The organism is Streptomyces sp. C1-1, from assembly GCF_050214755.1.
In the GTDB taxonomy this organism is placed as follows: domain Bacteria; phylum Actinomycetota; class Actinomycetes; order Streptomycetales; family Streptomycetaceae; genus Streptomyces.
In genome coordinates, this window is the sequence record NZ_CP189826.1 from 6,675,065 (window position 1) to 6,696,057 (window position 20,993).

At 66.6% G+C, this 20,993-nt stretch carries 8 protein-coding genes, 3 tRNA genes and 2 pseudogenes; 4 read left to right on the top strand and 9 right to left on the bottom strand.

Going from position 1 to position 20,993, the window contains the following annotated elements:
* Positions 1-60 precede the first annotated feature (60 nt).
* The 4 genes from ACQF4J_RS30410 to ACQF4J_RS30425 form a co-directional block, all read right to left on the bottom strand.
* The gene (locus ACQF4J_RS30410) at positions 61-1,992 is read right to left on the bottom strand and encodes an ABC transporter ATP-binding protein (protein WP_351572093.1); all 1,932 of its coding nucleotides are present in this window, start codon (positions 1,990-1,992) and stop codon (positions 61-63) included.
* Positions 1,992-3,725 carry an ABC transporter ATP-binding protein gene (locus ACQF4J_RS30415; RefSeq protein WP_351572096.1) on the bottom strand — a complete coding sequence of 578 codons (1,734 nt, stop codon included), beginning with the start codon at positions 3,723-3,725 and terminating at the stop codon, positions 1,992-1,994. Before ACQF4J_RS30415 ends, ACQF4J_RS30410 begins: the two co-directional genes overlap by 1 nt.
* Before the next feature lie 163 nt (positions 3,726-3,888).
* Positions 3,889-5,331 carry an FGGY family carbohydrate kinase gene (locus tag ACQF4J_RS30420; protein ID WP_351572099.1) on the bottom strand — a complete coding sequence of 481 codons (1,443 nt, stop codon included), beginning with the start codon at positions 5,329-5,331 and terminating at the stop codon, positions 3,889-3,891.
* Between the two features lie 50 nt (positions 5,332-5,381).
* A complete protein-coding gene (locus ACQF4J_RS30425; protein ID WP_200703324.1) occupies positions 5,382-5,687 on the bottom strand; it encodes a YtxH domain-containing protein in 306 nt (101 codons plus the stop codon).
* A gap of 134 nt (positions 5,688-5,821) precedes the next feature.
* Here ACQF4J_RS30425 and ACQF4J_RS30430 point away from each other — a divergent pair.
* From ACQF4J_RS30430 to ACQF4J_RS30440, 3 genes are all read left to right on the top strand, one after another.
* Positions 5,822-5,894: transfer RNA gene (locus ACQF4J_RS30430), tRNA-Asn, on the top strand.
* Positions 5,895-5,899: 5 nt separating this feature from the next.
* Positions 5,900-5,972, top strand: a tRNA-Asn gene (locus ACQF4J_RS30435).
* A 179-nt stretch (positions 5,973-6,151) separates the two neighbouring features.
* Positions 6,152-6,225 (top strand) — tRNA-Ile (locus tag ACQF4J_RS30440).
* A gap of 1,696 nt (positions 6,226-7,921) precedes the next feature.
* Here the strand turns inward: ACQF4J_RS30440 and ACQF4J_RS30445 are convergent.
* The 4 genes from ACQF4J_RS30445 to ACQF4J_RS30460 all read right to left on the bottom strand — a co-directional run bounded on the left by ACQF4J_RS30445 (position 7,922) and on the right by ACQF4J_RS30460 (position 18,894).
* Entirely contained in the window at positions 7,922-10,315 is a 2,394-nt protein-coding gene (locus ACQF4J_RS30445; protein ID WP_427167238.1) for a S8 family peptidase, read from the bottom strand.
* A 229-nt stretch (positions 10,316-10,544) separates the two neighbouring features.
* Complete coding sequence (locus ACQF4J_RS30450) at positions 10,545-11,525, bottom strand: AAA family ATPase (RefSeq protein WP_427167239.1); 981 nt, start codon at positions 11,523-11,525, stop codon at positions 10,545-10,547.
* Positions 11,526-11,871: 346 nt separating this feature from the next.
* Positions 11,872-12,867 carry an NUDIX hydrolase gene (locus ACQF4J_RS30455; RefSeq protein ID WP_427167240.1) on the bottom strand — a complete coding sequence of 332 codons (996 nt, stop codon included), beginning with the start codon at positions 12,865-12,867 and terminating at the stop codon, positions 11,872-11,874.
* Between the two features lie 3 nt (positions 12,868-12,870).
* Positions 12,871-18,894: a hypothetical protein gene (locus ACQF4J_RS30460; protein WP_427167241.1), complete on the bottom strand. Its 6,024-nt coding sequence runs from the start codon at positions 18,892-18,894 to the stop codon at positions 12,871-12,873.
* Positions 18,895-19,115: 221 nt separating this feature from the next.
* On the opposite strand from ACQF4J_RS30460, the pseudogene ACQF4J_RS30465 reads away from it, so the two are divergent.
* A pseudogene (locus ACQF4J_RS30465) lies at positions 19,116-19,305 on the top strand (IS630 family transposase); the annotation flags it as partial.
* A gap of 1,343 nt (positions 19,306-20,648) precedes the next feature.
* Here ACQF4J_RS30465 and ACQF4J_RS30470 read toward each other — a convergent pair.
* Positions 20,649-20,919, bottom strand: a pseudogene (locus ACQF4J_RS30470) (IS630 family transposase); the annotation flags it as partial.
* Positions 20,920-20,993 lie beyond the last annotated feature (74 nt).

Genomic DNA, 20,993 nt, shown 5'->3' on the forward strand with positions numbered 1-20,993 from the left:
GCGGAGCCGCATATCGATGCGGCCCCGCGCCCCTTGGGGTCGGACCAGCCCCCGGGTGTATCAGTCCACTTCCGCGACCGCCTGCGCGAACTGCGCCTTGTACAGCCGGGCGTAGGCCCCGCCGGCCTCCAACAGATCGGCGTGCGAACCCTGTTCGACGATCGACCCGTTCTCCATCACCAGGATCGTGTCCGCGTCCCGGATGGTCGACAGCCGGTGCGCGATCACGAACGAGGTCCGCCCGTGGGCGAGTTTGGCCATCGCCTTCTGGATCAGCACCTCGGTACGGGTGTCGACCGACGAGGTCGCCTCGTCGAGGACCAGGATCACCGGGTCGGACAGGAACGCCCGCGCGATGGTGATCAGCTGCTTCTCACCGGCGCTGACACCGGAGCCCTCGTCGTCGATCACGGTGTCGTAGCCGTCGGGCAGCGTACGGATGAACCGGTCGGCGTGCGCGGCCCGCGCCGCCTCCTCGATCTCGCCCCGGGTGACCTCGCGCGAGGCGCCGTACGCGATGTTGTCCGCGATCGTGCCGCCGAACAGCCAGGTGTCCTGCAGCACCATGCCGATCCGGGCCCGCAGCTCGTCCCGGGACATCGCGGCGATGTCGACGCCGTCGAGGGTGATGCGCCCGCCGGAGACGTCGTAGAACCGCATGAGCAGGTTGACCAGGGTGGTCTTGCCGGCGCCGGTCGGGCCGACGATGGCGACCGTGTGGCCCGGTTCCGCCTTCAGCGAGAGATCCTCGATCAGCGGCTTCTCGGGGTCGTAGCGGAAGGAGATGTTCTGCAGCTCCACCAGCCCCCGCAGCTCCTCGGGCCTGGCGCCCTCGACCGGATCCGCCTCCTGCTCCTCCGCGTCCAGGAGTTCGAAGATCCGCTCGGCCGACGCGACACCCGACTGCACCAGGTTCGCCATGGACGCGACCTGCGTCAGCGGCATCGAGAACTGCCGCGAGTACTGGATGAAGGCCTGCACGTCACCGATGGACAGGGCGCCCGAGGCGACCCGCAGACCACCGACCACCGCCACCAGCACGTAGTTGAGGTTGGAGACGAACATCATCAGCGGCTGCATGATCCCGCTGTTGAACTGCGCCTTGAACCCGGCCTCGTACAGCGCGTCGTTCTGCTCGGCGAACTGCTGCGCCGACTCGTCCTGCCGGCCGAACACCTTCACCAGGGTGTGCCCGGTGTACATCTCCTCGATGTGGGCGTTCAGCTTGCCGGTGGAGCGCCACTGCTGCACGAAGTGCGGCTGCGACCGCTTGCCGACGCGCGTGGCGACGACGAACGACAGCGGAACGGTGACCAGGGCCACCAGCGCCAGCAGCCACGACACCCAGAACATCACCGCGAGCACACCGATGATGGTCAGCAGCGAGTTGATGAGCTGGCCCATCGACTGCTGCAGCGTCTGACCGATGTTGTCGATGTCGTTGGTGGCACGCGAGAGCACCTCGCCGCGCTGCCGCTTGTCGAAGTACGACAGCGGCAGCCGCGACAGCTTCGTCTGCACGTTCTCGCGCAGCCGGTACATCGTGCGGTTGACGGCCCGGTTGACCAGCCGGGTCGCCACCGCCATCAGCAGACCGGCGACCACGAACGTGCACAGCGCGAGCAGCAGGACCTGGCCCACCGCGTCGAAGTCGATGCCCTTGCCCGGCGTGAAGTCGGTGCTGCGCAGCATGTCGGCGATCTGGCCCTGCCCCCGCGCGCGCATGGAGTCCAGGACCTGTTCCTTGGTGGCCCCCGACGGCATCTGCCGCCCGACGATCCCGGCGAACACCAGGTCGGTGGCCTTGCCGAGGATCTTCGGACCGATCACGTTGAGGCCGACGCTGACGACCACGCAGCACAGCAGCACGTAGATCGTCAGCCGCTCCGGCTTGAACTGGGCGATCAGGCGCCTGCCCGACACCTTGAAGTCCATCGAACGGCTGTCGGGACCGCCGCCCTGACCCATCATCCGCGCCATCGGCCCGGCCATCAGGCGGCCTCCGCTTCCGTCAGCTGGGAGAGCACGATCTCCCGGTAGGTCTCGTTGTCCGCCATCAGCTCGTGGTGCCGGCCGGTGCCGACGACCCGTCCCTCGTCGAGGACGACGATCCGGTCTGCGTCCCGGATGGTCGCCACGCGCTGGGCGACGATCACGACGGTGGCCTCGGCGGTCTCCTCGGCGAGCGCCGCGCGCAGGGCCGCGTCGGTCGCGTAGTCGAGGGCGGAGAAGGAGTCGTCGAAGAGGTAGATCTCCGGCCGCTGCACCAGGGTGCGGGCGATCGCGAGCCGCTGCCGCTGACCGCCGGAGACGTTCGTACCGCCCTGCGCGATCGGCGCGTTCAGCCCGCCCTCCAGCTTGACGACGAAGTCCTTGGCCTGCGCCACCTCCAGGGCGTGCCACAGCTCCTCGTCCGTGGCGTCCGGGTTGCCGTAGCGCAGGTTGGTCGCGACCGTCCCCGCGAACAGGTACGGCTTCTGCGGGACCAGGCCGACCGTCCTCGCGAGCAGCTTGGGTTCGATGGTCGCCACGTCGGTGCCGTCGACCAGGACCTCCCCGTCGGTCGCGTCGAAGAGGCGGGGGACCAGCCCGAGCAGCGTGGACTTGCCGCTGCCCGTCGAGCCGATGACGGCGGTCACCTCACCGGGGCGGGCGACGAGATCGACGGCCTTGAGCACCGGCTCCTCGGCGCCGGGGTAGCGGAAGCCCGCGCCCCGGATCTCCAGGTGTCCGTGCCTGCGCAGCTCCAGCACCGGGGCCGTCGGCGGGACCACGCTCGACGACGTGCCGAGGACCTCCTCGATCCGCTCGGCGCACACCTCGGCGCGCGGCACCATCATGAACATGAAGGTGGCCATCATCACGGACATCACGATCTGCATGAGGTAGGCGAGGAAGGCGGTCAGATCGCCGATCATCATCCCGCCGCTGTCGATCCGGTGGGCGCCGAACCACACCACCGCGATGGACGACAGGTTCACCACCGTCATGACGATCGGGAACATCAGCGCGAGCATGTTGCCGGTGGCCAGCTGCATCTCGGTGAGGTCGCCGTTGGCCTTCGCGAACCGTCCTTTCTCGTACTCGTCCCGGACGAAGGCCCGGATCACGCGGTTGCCGGTGATCTGCTCGCGCAGCACCCGGTTGACGGTGTCCAGGCGGGTCTGCATGGCCCGGAACAGCGGCCGCAGCCGCCGCACGATCAACGTCACGCAGATGCCCAGCGTCGGCACCACGGCGACCAGCACCGCGGACAGCGGCACGTCCAGGCCGAGCGCGAGGACGATGCCGCCCACACACATGATCGGCGCCGACACCATCAGCGTGAACGTCATCAGGGCCAGCATCTGGACCTGCTGGACGTCGTTGGTGGTCCGGGTGATCAGCGAGGGCGCGCCGAAGTGGCCGACCTCCCGCGAGGAGAAGGACTGCACCCGGTCGAACACCGCGGCCCGCACGTCCCGGCCGAGCGCCGACGCGGTCCGGGCGCCGTAATAGACGGCCCCCATGTTGCACACGACCTGGGCCAGCGAGATGCCGATCATCAGGGCGCCGAAGGAGAGGATGTAGCCGGTGTCCCCCTTGACGACACCGTTGTCGATGATGTGCGCGTTCAGCGTGGGCAGGTAGAGAGTGGCGCAGGTCTGCAGGAACTGCAGCAGCACCACCGCGGCGATGGGTTTCTTGTAGGGCCTGAGATAGGTCCGTAGAAGTCGTATGAGCACGCTACGTCTCTCGGAGTCGGCGGTGGGGGCGGGATCGTTGCCCGTGGCCCCCATCGTCGAACATTCCCCCCGCGTTACCTCAACCGATTAAGCCGAGAGCAGCGCTTCGTGCGACCGTCCGGGTACGGCTCGTACCGGATTCTTACGTTCCACCGCTGACCCGCTATGCCCGGAACGCCCCCGGATGCGTCTGCTCCCGCACCGACACGTACTGCTGCCGCACCGCCTGCCCGACCGCCAGCTCCTCGCCGGGCTCCAGCACCTGCGCCGCAGCGCCCTGCCAGGCCGGCGGATTGCGCGGGTCGAGCGCGCCCTGCGACACCCCCAGCGCCCACGCGGCCTGGCGGGCGGCGCCGATCGCCGCGTAGTCCGCGGGCTGCGGTACGACGACCTGCGCGCCGAACAGCGCGGGCGCCGCGGCCTGCACCGCGGGCAGCTCGGCGGCCGCCCCGAGCAGGAAGATCCGCCGTACGTCGACGCCCCGGCCGCGCAGCACGTCCAGCGCGTCGGCGAGCCCGCACAGCATGCCCTCGAACGCGGCCCGGGCGAGGTGCTCGGCCTTCATGGACTCCCGCCGCAGGCCCGCGAGGGTCCCGGCGGTGTGCGGCAGACTGGGCGTCCGCTCGCCCTCCAGATAGGGCAGCATCACCAGTCCGTGCGACCCGGGCGTCGACTTCATCGCCAGGTCGGACAGGCTCTCCAGGTCCGGCAGCCCGAGCAGTTCGGCGGTCCCGCGCAGGGTCCGTACGGCGTTCAGGGTGGTCACCACGGGCAGGTGCATGCCGGTCGCGTCGGCGAGGGCGGTGATCATCCCGGTGCCGTCGACGAGGGCCTCGGGATGCACGGCCATCACGGACCCCGAGGCACCCAGCGAGACGACCGCGTCGCCCAGCCCGATCCCGAGCCCGAAGGCCGCGGCCATGGTCTCGCCGGTCCCGGCGGAGATCAGCAGCCCCTCCGGTGTCGTACCGGCCGCCTCCGCCGGACCGATCACCTCGGGCAGCATGACCTGGTGACCGAGCGCCAGCTCCACGAGGTCGGTGCGGTAGGAACCGGTGGCGGCCGACCAGTAGCCGGTGCCGGAGGCGCCGCCCCGGTCCGTGGTCCTTCTCACGGGCCGCCCCAGCAGCTGCCACACCAGCCAGTCGTGGGCCTGCAACAGGATCGCGGCGCGCAGGGCGGCGTCGGGCTCGTTCTTGGCGAGCCAGCGCAGCTTGGTGACGGGCTGCGCCGCCTGCGGCACACACCCCACCGCCTGCGCCCACGCCTCGCGTCCGCCCAGCGCGTCGATGAGATCGGCCGCCGCGACCTGCGTCCGCTTGTCACCGCCGACCATCGCCGGGCGCACCGTGTTGCCCTGTGCGTCCAGCGCGATCACCGCGTTCTGCTGCGCCGACACGCCGATGGCCTGCACGCCTTCGAGAAGTCCGCCGCCGGCCGCCTCCCCGAGGGAGAGCAGCCAGGCCTGCGGATCGACGTCGGCGGGGCGGTCGCCGTCCACCGGGTGGGGGGCATACCCCTGCCTGAGCACGGCGCCCGTGTCCGTGTCGCAGACGACGATGCGAGTGAAATCGGGCGAACTGTCCAACCCGGCGACTATCCCCATGGCGAAAATTCTATGGGCGAAGGGCCGCGGGAGTTCGCGGAGCCGTACGCCTAGGTGTTGCTGGTGCCCCAGTCGTCCTCGCGGGCACCGTCGGTGTGCCGGCCTTTCAGCGAGCGCACCCGGTCCGTCACCGAGTCCGGCACCCGGTCCCCGACCTTGTCGCTGACCACGTGGTACGCCTTGCCGGCGAACTGGCGGCCCTGCTGGGCGGCCGTCTCGGCGGTGTTGCGGACCGCGGGGTTCTGGGCGACCTGGCGCGCGGACTTCTTCAGCTGCTCGTAGCGTTCGCGTCCGGCGCGCGTGCCCAGGACGTAACCCAGTGCCAGGCCGACGACGAACGTGAGCTTGTAGCGCATGGGGGAGCCACCCTTCCGTCCATGGGGGATACCGATTGGCGGAGCACCCCCCTGCTTGCGCTAATGTATGTGTCGCAGCGAGCGCCCGCCCCCTGGCGAATACCCAGGTAGGTACGTTCGATGCAACGAGGCATTCCTCCGTAGCTCAATTGGCAGAGCAGCCGGCTGTTAACCGGCAGGTTACTGGTTCGAGTCCAGTCGGGGGAGCTCGGTCCTCCGTAGCTCAATTGGCAGAGCAGCCGGCTGTTAACCGGCAGGTTACTGGTTCGAGTCCAGTCGGGGGAGCATGCTGAACGAGGACCCCGCCGGGGTCCTTTTTCATGTCCGACCGTGCGTCGGCGGAACCGTGCAGGTCACGGGGGAGTCTTGAAGGGCATGCGAAGTCGCCCCTGCGAAGCAGGAGATCGTATGAGCGGCTATGCTGCGGCAGACGGCGCGCACACCTGTACGCGACACGCCGCTATGGGGCGGTAGCTCAGCCGGTTAGAGCAGCGGACTCATAATCCGTCGGCCGTGGGTTCGAGTCCCACCCGCCCCACCTGTGCAGGCCTCTGACCTGCGGAAACGTCTCCTCGGGCGAGCGGATTCAGGACCTTGGCTCAACGGACTGAATCCGCTGCTCGTGAGTTCAACGGCCATTGCGGCTGCGAAGGTTCAGGATGCGTTGACCTGGGCGGATGTGCGGGTTCACGATCGAGAGGAGACGTCATCGTGGACCTGTACGGGGCTGGACGCACAAGTTGGGACGCTGATGGGACGTAGGGAACGGGAAGAGCTGTCTGAGGACCCGCTCGCCACCCGGCCGGCCAATGACGCGCGGGGGCCACGGGTGGCTGGGCCGGCGAGCGCGTCGCCTTGATCGCAGGGGGCTCTGCGGCCGTCCAGCACGGGAAAACGGCCCGTACTGAAAACGGCCCGAGGAGACCCCGCGAGCGCAGAGGGGCAGCTCGCAGAGTGTGTTTGCGCTGAACCTGAGAGTGCGGGTCGGCCAGGACTGGGCGGGGAGTCGCGTGATGCCCTGTGCTCTGCCTAACGCGATATTCCAGCGGGCGTCCCTGACGAAGGCGGCGGCTGACGGAGAGCGACCAAGGTCGGTGGAAGTAGCGTGCCGGGCCCGCCTCTGGCTTATGCAAAGGCGGGGCCGGTATGCCGCGGTAGCGGCAGCGGGGAGGGGGCTACCGCGGTAGCTTGCGTCAGGCTGTGTAGCACGACCGTGGTGTCTGGGGGCAGCTACGTAGCCAGTCGTCGTCGGTCGCTCGAACGAGTGGACGATCGGCTCGCCGTCACCGTCGACTGGGGCGGCATGCAGGGGGCCGACGCCATGGTCAAGCTGCTCAGCCAGCCCGAGCCCTCGACGGCTGTGTACGCCCACTCCGACGAGGTTGCCCTCGGTGCCTCCGCACTCCACCGGTTTAGGAGACGTGCAGGGGGCGCCATCCAGATCGGATGGTCGCCAAGCCTAGGTTGGGACAACGATCACGCGAGTTCCGGACGGGGCTGCCCGGATTAGATCATCGGCCTCGTCAGGGATGGTGAACAGCACCGCATAGGCCCCCTGAACCCGCGGGAGTATGGGGCAGCAGAGCGGCATTGAGGATACGGACGACTGCCTCCTCCAAAGGGACCTGACGGTCGCCTTCCCAGTGTCCGTGCCGACCAGCCGGGCAAGTGCGGTGGCCGTGGCTGCAGGTCCACCGACGTCTGCGGGTCTTACAAACAGCGACAGAGCGGTCCCCAGCCAATCCGTCCGATACTCTGCACACCCCGATGCCTTCTGACGCGTAGCGAGCGGTGGGCTCTTCTATGTCGGCGTTGGTGGCCGCTGCTAGCTGCACCTCCCACGCCAAGCGGTTGGCGCCCTCGAGGCTGGCCGACAACACATCCGCACGCCACCGCCCTTCGGGGCCGGCCGCCTCCACGGACGCGTCGTGCCCTGCAGCGCGAATGGCGCTGGCCAGCGTCAGCTTCAGTCGATGGTGTGCCACTGACTCACCGGCCAGCGCACACCGCCGAGACACTCCCGCATCATGTGCGAAGAACCGTACGCCGCCTGGGAGGGCTTGGCGTGCACGCGGTGGTTGCAAGCCGGACATGACAGAATCGGTCGAGGCTGCACCCGGTGCACGGTCGCCCAGTCCCGCCCACACCCCACATCCGTTTTGCGTAGCATCCAGGAGCCCGCAGGCGGGATTAGTCGCGGTAAGGCCCATTCCCATCTCCCCGTTCCGTAATCATCAGAACAGGCGTGCATCGAGGGGGATGGCTGTGTCTGTTGTGGTGCGGAGTTCAGCAGGGACGGGGACACCGAGCTGGACAGCTGTGGGGGTGTACAAGTCGGCGCTGACTTCAGGCGTGGTCAGGGAGACCAGCAGGCCGTAGGTGACGCTCCTGCCGATGCGGTCGGAGCTGTTGTGGTACTTCCACCAGCCGCCGGCGGGATAGACGGCAAGAACGCCGCAGTCGGCCAGCTCCCGGGCAGTGCCTCTCCAGATATCGGCATGCAGGCAGCCGCGGTCGCGATTCGTGGGGCCGACGAGCCAGTTCTTGTCGGCGTCGAAGGGCCGGATGCTCGTTCGGGCGTCGTCTTCGGCCTGCGCGGCTTGGGCGATTCGTCTCTCGAATTCCTGCATGGTCTCGAAAGGGCCTTTGAGGGCGAAGCGGAGACGGTGGGAGGCGTAGGTGTGCTGCCCGAGCATGCCGCGTCGGCCGGGGTTGGGCTCGATGAAGTAGGACAGCGTTACCCGTAGACGCACCTCCTCGGCATCCAAGTCCAGCAGCTGCTCACGGGGCCATGGCAGTTCATGCAGCTTCAGCTCGCCGAGGCGCACCGTCCTGCCATCACGGATAAATGGCTTCAACGAGCCCTGAATGATCATGGTGACGGCGCTAGCGGTACTGGACAACACCCGCTCTTGGCTGGGCACGCCCCAGCCGTAGCGCCGCAGTACGGTGCGTGCGAGCTGGCCCGCACCGATCTTGCGGCGGCCGTTGCGGTTGTAGACGCCGTCGATCATGGCGTTGGTCCATTGGGATTCATGCACGAGCAGACCACGGACGGTTTCTGCCCGCAGGCTTGGATAGCGGGTGTAAGCGAGAGCTGCAAGACGAGCAGCCTGCGCCGTCGCGGCGCTCGTTGCATCGATGGTGGTGAGCAACTGGCCGAAATGCGAGCGGGCAGTGGTCGTAAGAGACAGCGCGTCATGTCCATCGACCCGCGTTACGTCTGCGTCGACGAGGAGGTTGCCCCCCTCCATCACAATGTCGGGCTTCATAGCCGCAGCGTCGCGGAACATCACTGAAGTTCGGCTGTGCGGGGAAAGCAGCCCGGGCGCCGCAACCGCCCGATAGCCGGCGAAATCGGCGGCGGTGGGCACGTGATCAAGGTCGGTGTGGGCGCCAACGGTCAGCGCATTCCAGGCCTGCGCAGGATCCTCGATTCGGGAGGTGTCACACAGGTCTAGGTATGTGGCGGCTCCATTTCCGTCGACCAGGTCGGTGGCGCGGTGGTCGCGGATATTACCGGCGGAGACAACAATCAATCGTGATTGATCGTTTTCTGGCGGTCCGAGCAGATCGATACGGTCGTGCGTCACCGCCACGTCGGTGCCGACAGCGAGAGCGTCTACAGTCGCAGACCACAGAGTCGCTGTCCCGTCAGTTCCGTTGACGCCTTCGCCGGACTCGGCTGTCACGGCCATGGTGAACACACGCGTCCGCAACTCCTCAGGATGCGCCGTTTCAGCAGTGGCGACCGCCGTCGCCGTCACCTCTCCGAATGGCCGTGGTGTGTCCGGGGTCCTGCGTGGAAGGATCTTGACCGACTCCAAATGGTGGTTTAGCTGCACCGCTGAGGTCGAAGTGAGCACATCCTCAAGATCCCCAAAGGTGGCCAGGCCGGCCATCCGCGTGCCGTGTCCGCGAGGATCGTTATCGTCCGGGCCTTCTCCGCTGATGACGCTGTGGGCGCCGATCAGAACAGGACGCAGCAGAGGGTGCTCTTGGTCCACGCCGGTGTCGAACAGAGTGATTGCGGGTGCGCCAGGTGCGGGGGGATATAGGCGACCGGCGAGATCGACCACCAAGTCACGATGATGATCCCGCATCTCGCGGCTGTGGAATTCTTCTGTGAACGTCGGCTTACGGATCTCGGACGGACACGCGTTCGTACGCAGAATTTGGACTAGTCCACGCATATTTGTGTGCAACTGGGCCACCCGGTAGCGACCGATTCCGACTGTCCGCGGTAGCATCGGCCAGCCATACGCTCGCGAAAGGTGTCGCAAGGTTTCTACGGGATCCGCCTCGCTGAGCGCCGGGTCAAGCCACAACTCCCACCAGGTCGCGGCATCGGGATCAGGGAGCGGGGCCTGCTCCTGCCACAGACTCTCTACGGTGGCCTGTTCGATCTGCTCGATGTTTGCGACCAGTGCAGCGTTCTTGGGTTTACCCGCCCGAGTGTTCTGGGTGAACTCGTCGATCTTCCGTAGAAGCGTAGGCACCGACCCGTCAGGCACCCACACCACGGCCTCCTGAGGCCGCTCCTCATCTGCCTCCTGGACGCTCATGAGCGTCAGCCCGGACTTGTCGAGCGACTCCAGCTTCAGCTCGTGTTCGGGAGCTGCCTCCACACGGACAGCGAATCCGTCCGCACGATCACGCGGATCCAACGTGTTCCGCGCATTAATGGCCTCTGATTGAGCATCCTCAAGACCGCTAATCAGTCGAGCCGAATGCCCAGGACGATCCGAGGAACGGTCAACCTGCTTCAGCGCCTGTCCAGCCGCTCGGGGCGGCTTAGGAGTAAGCGTACGAGGTGACCATGGAACCAGAAGGTGTGGGGCGCTCGAAGGGGAACCCTCAGGCATGACGCAGGAGGTGCCTTTCGTTCAGGGCGCTCCTCAGCTGGTCGGCGTCGATAGTGTCGCTGCCCCCGAGAATCGCCCGCTTCGCGGCCGCCTCGGCAGCCTTGACCAGCTCAGCGTGACTCAACTGCTCCGTGAGAGCAGCGAGATCCCCCCACGCTACCCTTGAGGTGTCCATCGCGGCGAGCCGTCGTCGCAGAACTTCGATTGCTTGTTCTGCCGACGGTTGCCCGTAGACGATCGCCAAATCGAACCGGCGGAAAAGCGCACCGTCGAGCAAACGACGGTGATTGGTTGCCGCTACCACTAGGCTCTCCGCTGGCGCCTGATCCAAGAAGAGCAAGAACGAGTTCAAGATCCGGCGAGCCTCACCGACGTCATTGCCGTTGGCTCTATCCGCCCCCAGCGCATCGAACTCGTCAAACAAATAAACAGCACGAGTCTGTGCTGCGGCATCGAACACCAAGCGCAGCTTCGATGCAGTCTCGCCCATGAACCGGCTGATCAGCCCATCCAAGCGGATCGTAAACAATGGCAGCCCGAGCTCCCGTGCCAACGCTGCTGCCGTCATGCTCTTACCGGTGCCCGGCGGCCCAGACAACAGCAGCCGGTGCACCGGCATGAACCCAAAACGCTCCAGACGGCCACGCTGGCGCTGCTCATGCAGCACCTTCTCCAAGGCGGTACGAGTCTCAGCGGCCAAGGTCATGTCAGCCAACCGGGTCTCTGGGTAATCTGCGGAGAGGAGACTCGCCAGCTCCCCGCGCGGCTGCACGACGGGTGTAGGAGCAGGCCGATGGCTGATCTTCTCCGCGCGCGATGTGTCAATCAGCTCCCGCAACTCTGCAGCAAGACGGCTATGGCCCTGTCGAGCAGACTTCGCCGCCACCTGCAGCGCAATACTGTAGAACCGATCATCATCCCCAGCCGCATGTGCGCTGAGTAGTGCCTTGAGGTGATCGGCGCTCGCCGTCACGGTCCACGCCTCCCTCGCTCCTAGGTTCTGCCACCGTAACGCGAACCTCGGACAGTCAGCATCACTGTCCGCCGACACCAGACGTCATCGTAAGTGCTCCCAGCCAGTGCATACGGCTGTACGTCCTGTCACCCCTCATCGGCGCGGCTGATCCTCGCCTACCTGCGAGGCCGGCAGCTGGTACCGCAACGCAGGAAGAGCGGCCTTTTGTGGCCTTCCTGATCTGCTTGCGGGGGCGCGCCGAGCACCACAAACTGTCCGGGCCGGACGTTCTCCGCGGGCGACTGGCCAGCCTGCCAAGACCAGCCGATCCGCCGGAAAACGACCCAAATCGCCGGTATTGCGCCTAGCTCAGCAGTGGGATGAGGGCCAGGACGAGGCCGAGAATCCCGATGACCAGGCCGACCACCTCCCAGGGTCTGTCCCGTACCACTTCACGCAGCGATCTGTGTTGGACTCGTGGCAGGCTCCACGGAAGGCCGCGGAGCCCCCCCGGGAGTAACTGGTCGAGTCGTTCAAGAGCGGCGACGTTTAGGGTGGCGCCGCCGAACAGGGTCGTCCGGTCGAGTAGGGCGTCCTCGGGCACCCAGCGTCCGCTGGGGCCCACCCGGATCTGCTGGGCCTCCGACTCCAGCTGGAAGAAGACGACCCGGTACTCTGTCACCGCGCCGAAGGTCCGGGACAGCTGGACAACGGAGACCGTACCGAGTTCCTTCAGCCTGTCTCTGCCGGGAGTGGGGTCATAGCCTGGCAGCTCCTCCTCTAGTTCCCGCATGGCCGCGGCACGGTCGTCGGTGTCCGAGGCGCGGACGTGGCCGCCTGGCAGCTGGTACTGCCGGGCGCGATCGTCGTAGATCAGCAGGTACTGGGCCCGGCCGCCACGGCCCCGGAGGCGGCATTTGACCACTACCTGGACGACATCGGTTTGTCGCAGCGGCGCGGCGTCGGCATCGAGGGCCAGCCGCCGCTCTTCCGCCAGATAAAGAAACTGCGGTCCGGACAACACCTGGCGACCGGTGAACGGCGGCTCGGCAGTTCCCGGTCGTTCCCAGTTGTCCAAGATCGAATGGCCCGTCCGCACGTACGAGGCGAGGCTGCGCAGGAAGTAGCGTGCCTGCGGGCTGACCGCAACCACACCGACCTGACCGCTCGCCGGGTCGCGTTCGGGCCGCAGGACCCCGAACGCACCCAGCAACGACATTACAATCGGTGCCGAGGCCTCGGTGGCCGCTCCGCTGAGGCCTGCCTGCCGACAGAGTTCGGACAACGGGATTGGAGGTCCGGCATGTTGGCCTGCGGCGTCTAGGAGTGCGGCGACCGCCGCCGCGTCATCATCCGTCACAGCCTATTCCTCCGAGCTCGGGGGCTGGGCGTCCCGTCCGCGTAGGACCCAGATGCCCAGATCTGTCTTGTGGGCCTCCCACCCATGCACTGCAATCAGGTGATGGAGCGTACGGCCACCGATCAACGCTCGGTAGGCCTCGGGGCCCCACCGCTCCCGCAGCGCGTTTCCGAGATCGGTGAGACGAGCCTCGCTGCTACGCATCAAGAGCTCTCCGATCACGGCCCGCAGATCTGCTGCGACGTCCACCTCCTCTACGGAGCGCCCTATCGCTGAGGGCACGTCCGGAAAAGCAGGGGCATGCCCGGCGCGGCGAAGGACGAGGGTTCCGGGGCGGAGTTCCTCCAGATACCAACCAGGTTCACGCTCGATCCGCCTCTTCAACGAAGAACCGACGACGCTGGCGTAGGCATCGCCGAGCCGGGACCGCAGCATCACCCCGATCGTCTGGAGGACTGGTGTCTTGCCCTGTTTGGCCAGCTCTTCCACCACGTGGGCGAGCGCGAGCCCAAAGGACTCTGACGCACTCGGCGGCGGGGCGGCTGCAGCGGCGGGACCGGTGGATCGCTGGACGAGATGCACCCCGGGCTTGAGCTCTTGAAGCTCCCACCCTGGCTGCTGCTCGATCCGTCTCTTCAGGGATCCCCCGATCACCTCGTCGTATTTCTTCTTTAACTGCTTCACGAGTCTGTTCTTGACCTTGTAGAACGTAGGCGCCCTGCCCCTGTTGGCTTGTTGGAGCTCGGCGACCACAGATTCCAACGCCTTGCCGAACTCGTCGGGTTCCTTGGCGCGCCGCTGCGGCCCCTTAGTCTCCGCGACGTGGGCCTCCCTGACGCGCCCGAACACCGCCCCGCTGGTCAGGCTCACTGTCCTGTTGCCTGAGGTCCGGCTCTGCTTCAGCCAGTCCAGCTCGGCCCACAGCCGTCCCAGGGACGGCAGCCCAAGGCGGTCCGCGAGCGGTTGGCAGCCAGTGAACCTTTCCTCCAGCCACTCCTCGAGTTCCCGGGCCGGCACCGCGGGGATGCCCCGCGCGAGCCTCTCCTCGATCTCGTACCGCAAGGCGGTCTCAACGCGCTCCCGGAGTTGCTCCGCGTGCACCACCTCGGTGCCCACTAGCGTGGACGAGAGGGGGAACAGCTCCAGGCCGCGCGCATTGCGGCCACCGCTGCGGTCCATCTCTGCCATGACCGCCCGCACGATCTGGCCGCGGACCGGGCCATCGGCAAGTGGCGTCCGCACATCATCCATCGTGAAGCGCGCCCACCCGTGGTCCACCAGTTCAACGATGCCGTGCCCTTCGGCGACGTTGACGAAGGTGATTCGGCCCAGTTCCGGCCCTCCGCCGGAGGCTGGCCCGTGGCTGGCCGGCGCTGACCCGGCCGGTCGCGGGCCGTCGAGCAGTTGGACGAGCGGGTCGTTTTCGTCGGCGTCGATGTAGACCCGACCTGACTCGGCTAGGACTTCGGGGACATCCGCGCCGTCGTATCGGAAGCGGGCACTGACCCGCTCGGTGAGCCTGGAGAGCCGGGGTGCGTCGTCGACTGTCTGCCAGGCCTCCAGCAGGGAGATGCAGAATTCGAGCTTCCGCTGCCGGGTGAGCGTGGCAGCGTGCGCCGCAACCTGGGCCGGTGCCATGTCCACTGCCTGCCGGGTAGTGAGCGCACGTACCGGGGCCGTGGACACTGTCTGCCGGGCACGCAGGGCGTCGTTGAGATGCCCTCGTTTGACATCCCAGGCGCGGGGCCCCTCGGGGCTGAGGCCGAGGAAGAAGTTGACCGGAGTGTTCTCGTCGCTGTCGGGGAGGAACTTGCCCCGGGAAGGGACGAAGAAGGCGGTGACTGCGCCTTCGAGCTGGATGGTGCCCGCTTGGGGCCCACGGATGAAGTCGATCACGCCGTTCACCCGCTGCAAATTTGTGGTGTTCGTCCAGAACATGTCCCGGCGGTTCCACTCCCCGAGGTCGCTGTCGGCGATTAGCGGGTACCACTCGGGGCCGGTGGACAGCCACAGATAGGAGCGGTTGGAGCGGCCCACCATGTACTTCTCGGCTTGCTGCTGCTCCACGCGGAAGGCCTCCACGTCGTTGCTGCGCCCGGTGAACCAGAGGTGGAAGAAGAGGCAGTACCGGTAGTAGTGGGCGCGCCACGATGGGAAGCGGTCTGCCCACAGCTGGAGTTGGGAGAGCGCCTCGTCGACGTCGAACTCTGGAAGGAGCTTGTACGCCTCAAACCAGAGCCGGTAGTCCTCCTCCTTGCAGCCCGTTCTGGAGAGGTTCTGTCGGGCCAGCTCTACGATACGGGCCAGTTCGGCCTCGTCCAGCTCCCGCCAGCTGCGGCCGCCGCGCACGTAGTACGCCTGGGCTAGCGCCCGCTGCATCATGGGTGTGCTGCGATCGCCGGCGACCGCGAGCTCCCACAATTCGACCACAGAGTCGAGGTCTCCATATAGCCGCTTGATGTCGGCCTGGCACCGCACCAAGTAGTCGTCGTGCTGGTCCAGGGTCCCGTACAGCTGGGCAGCCTCGTTCAGCAGGAAGTTGGCCTCGGCCACGTTTTCCGCGACCCACTCGCTCGCGTCAGAGCTGAGTTCCGCGATGGACGAGACCCGTGCCGCATCCTTGATCGCCTTGGCGACATCGACGATGGCCTGCACATGGGTGACATAGCCATAGATGTTCTCTGGATTAAGCTTCCGGGTGGTGGCGAAACATTCGACGGTCTGCGCAAACCAGCGGTCGGCTGCGGCCATCACCGACTGCACACCGCGCCGCTTGGCGTCCCGCAGCGCCTGGCGCATTCGACTGCGGCGCGCGAGCCCGAGGGTGTGGTGATGCAGGAAGTCCCACTCCGCCAGCTCCACCGCACGCGTGACGTACTCCTCTGCTTTGTCGAGCTCCCGGTTGAGCCGGTACATCTGGTGCCGACCCAAGTGATTCCAGAAGTGCGGCTCGTCTGGTACGTGCTCGGTGAGGGACTTGAGTACTTGGTGGGCGGAGTTGAGGTCTAGCTGCTCGATCAGCGGGGCGAAGTTCCGCTTGTCCTCGATTCCGTCCGCCGTGCCGCCCTGCCGGTCCACGAACATCTGGCGGAGCAGTACCCGCACCGGGTCAGCAGACACGTCGGTGGTGATTGCCAGTGCCTGGACGAAGGCGATCGATAGGTCCTTGAGGTGCTGCTTCCACTGGTCGTCGTTGAGGAGTTCGGCCAGTACCTGCTCGGCCAGGAGCTGATGCTGCAGGCGGACCCGGCCGTTGCGCACCGCCACCAGCCGGGCTGCTTCCGGGCCCAGCACGTCTGAGAGGTCGAGCTCTGCCGACGGGGTGGAGACGTGCATCAACTTCTGCACGAGCTCCCGCTGTAGCCCCGTGTTGGAGTAGATGGTGACCAGGGCGAGGTACTGCATGACCTCGCGCGCGCGGCCGCGCACATGGTCGAGATGGGTGCGTACGTAGGTGGAGAGTTTGGTGAACTCCCGCTCGAATGTGATGAGTCCGTAGAAGAAGGGCGTGCGGTAGGGCTCGTAGTGCTCGGTGCCGAGCACTCGTAGCTCATCGATCCGGTTCTGATCCTCCGTCAACGCAGAGTAGCGTCTGAGGAAAGCGGCGGTTTCCGCCGGTTCAAGCGGCTCTGATACCTGCAGGGCGCTCCGGCTTGCCTGTGCGACTCCTCGTCTGACGTAGAGAATTGTCAGCGGGGTGTTGCGTCTGGCCGATTCGCGGTACAGCACCTCCCGGTAGGACTCGCTCAGGTCACCCGCCTCCGCGACGAGCAATACAGGCAACTGCGTGATGGTGTACAGCAGATGCAGCCGGTCGGCAACGAGCGGAACGCGCGAGGGCCCCATCGGGACGCCGTGGGGGAGCACCGCCACTGGATACTCCTGGTGCAGGTCCCAGGCGGCGCGCAGGGCCGCAGTGGTGCCGCCAGCCCCCGGCCGATGCTCGACCACGACGGTACGGGTGCGGTGTTGCTTCAGACTGTCGCGAAGAGCGGCCACTATACCGTCGTTGGCGGCGCGCACCACGTCCCGGCCAGCATCAAGATCGTCCCAGCCGATGAGGCCGCCGCGCCAGAAGGCATCATTATTGCTCTTGTCGCCAGGCGGAGTAGACGCCTCGATACCGTCATGCAGGATAACCAGGTGCTCGCGCAGCTTCTGCATGGTCTCCGGAGAAATCGCCGCCGTGCCGTTGTCGAGGGCGGGCACCGTGTAGTCGAGGTACTCGGCGCTGGTGCCCAGCGTCGAGGTGAGGCGGTCCAACAAGTCCTGCGCGGGCAGCGGCACCCGGACCATGGGGACGTAGGGTTGCAGGTCGGCCAGCCCCACGTGCAGGAAGGTCGCCTGCCCTTGGAGCATCTCGTCCATAGTCTCGATGACTCGCAGGAGCCTGTTCCGGCCGCCTCCCGGGGTGGACTCGGTGCCGCCTTCGAGTACCAATACGCACACCGGCGTGTCGCCTACGAACTGGTGGAATGAGGAGGTGAGCCGGCGCACGGTGTCCAGCCGACGGATAACCCACTCGCGTCCTTCCAGGGCAGGCTCCCGGCGGAGCACGGATCCAGCGGCCAGCAGCCAGGCCGTGCCACGCCCGTAGTCGATCACCGGGCGGTCCTCGGTGAAGAGGTGCACCGCGCGCTGTGTATTGAGGATAGGGCCGGCCCAGTGGTGAAGGCCGTCGCCGTCCGAGGCCGGATCCAGGTCGACGATCAGAGACCAGGGGATGCGCCCGAGCGCCGAGATGGATGATGTGCGTGGAAGCTGCTCAGCGACGAGGACGTATCGGGCAGCATGCGGGGAGAATCCGAAGACGGTGCCCCAGAAGGACTCCCACAGATCCTCGCGGACTCGCTCCACCTCCTCCGGCGCGGTGGAGGGCGCCAGAACGCTCGGCTGTTGCGACGTGGTGAGGGCGAAGGTTCTGCGGTACCGCAAGGCGTACCAGCCGGCGTAGGCGAGGCAGAGCCGGGTGCGTTCGTCGTCATGGGGGAAACGCCGGGCCCAGAGCAGCGCGGCCGCCATGCGCGCCAGTGTGAACTGCTGGTGCAGGAGGTCCACCCGCCCAGGCTGGCTGGAGACCCATTCGAGGATGCCAGCACGTGACCGCTGCAGGAACTCAACGAGCCATTGGCAGTCGTCCGGCACGGACTTGACTGCGGCGTCCTCTGCCGCCTCCAGGCACCGGGCGAGCACGGGTCGGCGGATGGTCGGCAAGAGGTTCATTAGGACGCTGACCTCGAGGTAGGCCAGATCGAACCCAGCGACGGACTGGCGCGCTTGGTCCAGATCTACGATCCAGAAGGAGCCGTCGTCGGCCGCCACCTCGTCCCGAGGCACGAGCACATTGCCCGTATTGAGGTCCCCGTGGCAGATTGCCCCCATGATCGGCAGCATGCCGTCCTCGGCTTCGCCCAGGACGGTGAGCGGGTTGAGGAAGGCGTGCCCGTCCTCCTGGTGGACTTCGCCCTCGAAGAGAGACGGGACAGCATCCAGACACTCGGCGAGCCTGGCTGTTCCGACTAGCGACAGCAGCAGGTCGTGTGGCCGCATCTGCGTTATGTCGCTCGGGTTCGCCCAGGCGTTCAGGACCTCGCGGGAGATCGAGTGCGCGCAGCGCAGCAGCCCTGTCGACCCGCTGCGTGGCGGGTTATACCAGCTGAGACTGCCGCCGGCCAGTTGGTGCAGCGACACCACAAGCCGAACGTTGCCGTGGTGGCGCTGGTCGATGTGGAGCAGACGCGGGATGTGCTGCTCGGCGAACTCAGGGTCGGCGTCGCGGATTAGCTGATGGGCCGCTAGTTCGTTAGCTTGGGCGAGCTCCTCCTCCGCCGGGCCGACACGCAGGACGTAGGTGCCTGGCTGGAGGTCTCCCGTGTTTCCACTGATATCTACGCTCACCAGCTCGGCGCCCGAGCGGCCCCGCGGCATCGGCTCGAAGAGAAAGCTCGCTGAGGGTAACCACAGGCTCAGGGCGTTGGTCGCGGCGTCCTGATTCGCGGCATCAGCGAGCCGGAGTCTGTCAATCATGGGTGTCCCCCAGCTTCGGCCAGTCGACCGCATCCTGCCACGCTCCGACCACCAACGTTGATGTAATCGGATCATTCCGACAACCCGAGTCCCGTAGATTGGTAGGCACATGGCGGAGGTGGAGGTAGCGGCTGGCCTGTGGCAATGGGCATAACTGGACTCCGGACCAGCCTGCCCACGGCCTCGGAGTGCGTTTTCTCCCTTTAAGGGCTATTCGGGTGCTTGAGCTCGCCGGTGTGGTGTGCCTCAGGCCCGGCCGACGCACCCGGCTGATCTTCCGAATGTTGGTGCACCACGGCCGCAAGGGCGGGGAGCAGGGCTTTGGTGTGGGACAACACCCACCACGTCAACGCCACGATGCGCGAGCTGATTGTGGCCCGCATCTGGCTGACTGGCTTCCGTTTCCCTTCTTAAACACCCGAACTCAACCCTACGGAGGCCGATCCGCCTGACTCCCGGCTCTGCTCTGTATCGACGTCTTGGCCAACCGTGATGGTCATAGAGGGTCCGTCCCGATAGCGGGGTGGCTGCGCGTTGGAAGGGAAATCCGCTGCGCCCACCTTGGAGCGCCCTTTCCGGGCAGGGGGGACGGGCGCAGGGCCGGCTGGGCTTGTCTATCCGGGGCGGTGTCGGGACGCAGTTGGGACGCAAGGATAGGAACAGACTGACAAGGACAGAGAGGCGTAGACACAGCGCACCTCACCTGACCAGCAAAAACGTCATGAATGGACGTTGATCGGCAAGGGCCGCCAAGATCCTCAAAGGACTCATAATCCGTCGGCCGTGGGTTCGAGTCCCACCCGCCCCACTTGTGCAGGGCTGTGACCTGCGGAAACGTTCGTTTTTAGGTGTCGGGTCGTCAACTTTGCCCTATCGGACTGAATCCGCTGCTCGTGAGTTTGGGGACTCGTCGGTCTGCGTCAGCGGTTGGTCGTCTGACCTGCGTGAATGCCTGCGGAGGCGTGGCTGAGAAGACCTTTTTACTGGGTCGTGGTGTGAAGGGGCCCAGGATTGAGGCCGTCCTGAGGCCGCTGGTAACCAGGGCAGTGTTGGCGATGTGTCTGCGCTCCGGTCGGTGTGGGTGAGCCGAGGCGTTCGGGGCGGTGGTTGTCTGGGTTTGCGGATACGCGGACGTGTCCTGGTGACGGCCAGTGTCAGGAGCTGTCGCGGGAGGAAACGGCCCCGAGCGATCACTCGCTCCTCTCCTGTGGTGCTCCGTGACCCACCCTGGCTGAAAGCCTCGGCGCCAACTTGGCGACCGACACGGGAGCGCCTGCCGACGGCGCAGCCCACCTTGTCTACAGCGATGGGCGAGGCATCAGCTTCCGCGCCATCGTCGGCGGAATCGTCGGATCACCGGCAGTATCCTCACTCCCGATGACGTCACCCTGACGTCCCAGGCCCCCTACGAAGCGCAGGTCGTGGCAGACACTCGCTCGATGCCGGTCCAGCCCCTCCGGCCCGCTCATCCCGGATGGCCACGATCCGCGCGGCGCCTGGTGAGGACTCGACCATGGTTGAGTCCACCACACGGACGAACTGGTCGTCAGCCGTCGGCACCTACCTCGTCGGAGGCGCTCCAGGATTTCGGCGATCTCGACGACCTGCGGATCGTCGACCGGCCAGTCGAGTGCCCCGGCTGCTGAGCTTCCCCACGTCGGGGTTGTCCAGCTGCTCGTGCTTCTTGATGATCACGGCGTTGATCGGCCGCGGCACCTGGCGGCGATCATGATCAGGGCATCCCGCTCCATCTCGTAACAGCACAGGGCGGCGATCCACCAGCGGTGCTGGGACCGGCCCCTCATCCGGACCGCGGGCGGGTGCCCACGGTGTCCCCAGTGCGGGCTCGTGGCGGTGTCAACGAGAACCCGGCCTCGTCTTCGAAGGCGACAAAGGCCCCGAGCGGCCGCAGTCATGCCGCCTGCGGCCCCACGTCCTTCTTCCGCGGTCGACCGCATGCTCGTTGTGTTCCGGCGTGCGGGGGGCGGGAGATTGCCAGGGGTAGCCGTGCTGGTGCAGCAGCCGTCAGACCGCCGCCATCAGTCGACGCAGAACTTCCGTGCGATCGGTGCTCGGATCCCTGCTCGCCGCGGGTGATC

What these genes read in the sequence shown, in the direction of transcription:
- ACQF4J_RS30410 (WP_351572093.1), bottom strand. Translation starts at nt 1,992, where the DNA reads ATGGCCGGGCCGATGGCGCGGATGATGGGTCAGGGCGGCGGTCCCGAC.
- ACQF4J_RS30420 (WP_351572099.1), bottom strand. Translation starts at nt 5,331, where the DNA reads ATGGGGATAGTCGCCGGGTTGGACAGTTCGCCCGATTTCACTCGCATC.
- ACQF4J_RS30425 (WP_200703324.1), bottom strand. Translation starts at nt 5,687, where the DNA reads ATGCGCTACAAGCTCACGTTCGTCGTCGGCCTGGCACTGGGTTACGTC.
- ACQF4J_RS30460 (WP_427167241.1), bottom strand. Translation starts at nt 18,894, where the DNA reads ATGATTGACAGACTCCGGCTCGCTGATGCCGCGAATCAGGACGCCGCG.